Consider the following 1,644-nt stretch of genomic DNA (forward strand, 5'->3'; position numbering starts at 1 on the left):
ACAGGAGGGAATTTAGGGAAAGGTGAAGGAAAGAAATACGTTCGTTTCCTAGCTGATACCCTAAAGCCCTACGTAGATAAGCACTTTAGAACGATACCAGACCGTACACATACCGGAATTGGAGGTAGTTCCATGGGAGGTTTAATCAGTATATATGCCGGCTTAATGTATCCTGAGGTTTATGGAAGATTGCTGATTTTTTCGCCCTCACTTTGGGCTGCCCCGAATATTCACTTTCATGCCATCAACTTAGAGGAGGCTCATGATACTCGAGTTTATATCTATGCTGGAGAAGGTGAAAGCAACACTATGGTTCCGAACATAAAGAAATTTCAACAGGCCATACAAAATCAGGGATCAGCAGCTAATGTTGAATTTGATCTCTCAATTGACCCCAATGGCCATCATAACGAAGCCCGATGGGGAAGGGAATTCCCTAAAGCTATAGCTTGGTTATTTTTAATAAATCAAGTGAAGAAAATAAAGCATAATTAGATACGCTTAGATCGCCCCTTGTTGCGGTCGATGTGGCTGACCCAAAAACTGTTGACATGGAGTTCACTGTGCTCCTACCTAATCAAAAGTATGGTGATAGCTCTAAAGTAAAGCCAGAAACACTGACCCTATGCAGTTATACCTCTTCACTCCAAAAGCAAAATGATTAATGCACATCAAACTATCCTATTCCCTAAATGCTGAGATTGAACATCTCATCTTACCCATTCTCTCAACCGATCAACTTGAACAAACATTACAAAGTATTGCCGATCAAGGTGGAGTTTCCGCCAAGCGTCTGCAAGCTAATTATAAGGCAGAACGGGGAGAAGTTCAGGTGCTATATACAGAAGAAAGGAGCATCTACTTATTGGGACTTGGGAAGAATCCCAAGTTTGCCGATGTTCTAAAGGTATTCCGTAGTTTTTCGAGCAAACATCAAAGTAAGTTTGGTAAGCTACTGGGCTTGAGTTGGAAGCATTGCCAGGATCAGGCTGAGTTGCCCAGATGGGTAGAGGCCGCAGCAAATGGACTAGTATTGGGTACTTATCAGATTGGGCGTTTTAAGTCCAAGGACGGTAAGGTACATCCGCTTTCAGAGGCGGACGCTGATGTGCATGTCGAAGTAGAGGAAAAATTGGTGAAGACTTGCGAAGCGGCAGCAGTTCGAGGAAAGAGAATGGCCTATACACAAATGGGGATTCTTGATATGGTAAATGCTCCTAGCAACAAGAAGCTGCCTTCTGATTTGGCTAGTTGGGCATTGGAGTCAGGAAAGAAATTTGGTTATGATGTCCAGGTTTTCGATCAGGAAAAGATCACTGCCACTGGTCTTGATGCGCTCTTAGCAGTGAATCGTGTTAGTGAACACCCAGCTGCCTTCATTATTATGGAATACAAGCCGGAAGGTCCTGGAGACTATAAGAAGATTGGATTGGTGGGTAAGGGCGTGACTTTTGATACCGGAGGTCTATCTATTAAACCTTCCATGAATATGCACTACATGAAGAGTGACATGGGAGGGGCTGCGGCAGTTTTCGGTACCTTAGAAGTAGCCGCTAAACTGAAATTGCCAGTTCATCTAATTGGTATTGTACCTGCCACCGAAAATAGTGTTGATGCTAAAGCCGTTAAGCCGAGTGACGTGAT

At 43.6% G+C, this 1,644-nt stretch carries 2 protein-coding genes; both read left to right on the forward strand.

The annotated features are described in order from the left end of the window. The coding region (locus D5R40_RS32815; protein ID WP_134239675.1) for an alpha/beta hydrolase at positions 1–495 on the forward strand (495 nt) is incomplete at its 5' end. A gap of 169 nt (positions 496–664) precedes the next feature. Further along, positions 665–1,644: leucyl aminopeptidase family protein (locus D5R40_RS32820; RefSeq protein ID WP_124155876.1), on the forward strand; the 980-nt coding region annotated here is incomplete at its 3' end.

Origin of the sequence: Okeania hirsuta (assembly GCF_003838195.1) — a bacterium.
GTDB lineage: Bacteria > Cyanobacteriota > Cyanobacteriia > Cyanobacteriales > Microcoleaceae > Okeania > Okeania hirsuta.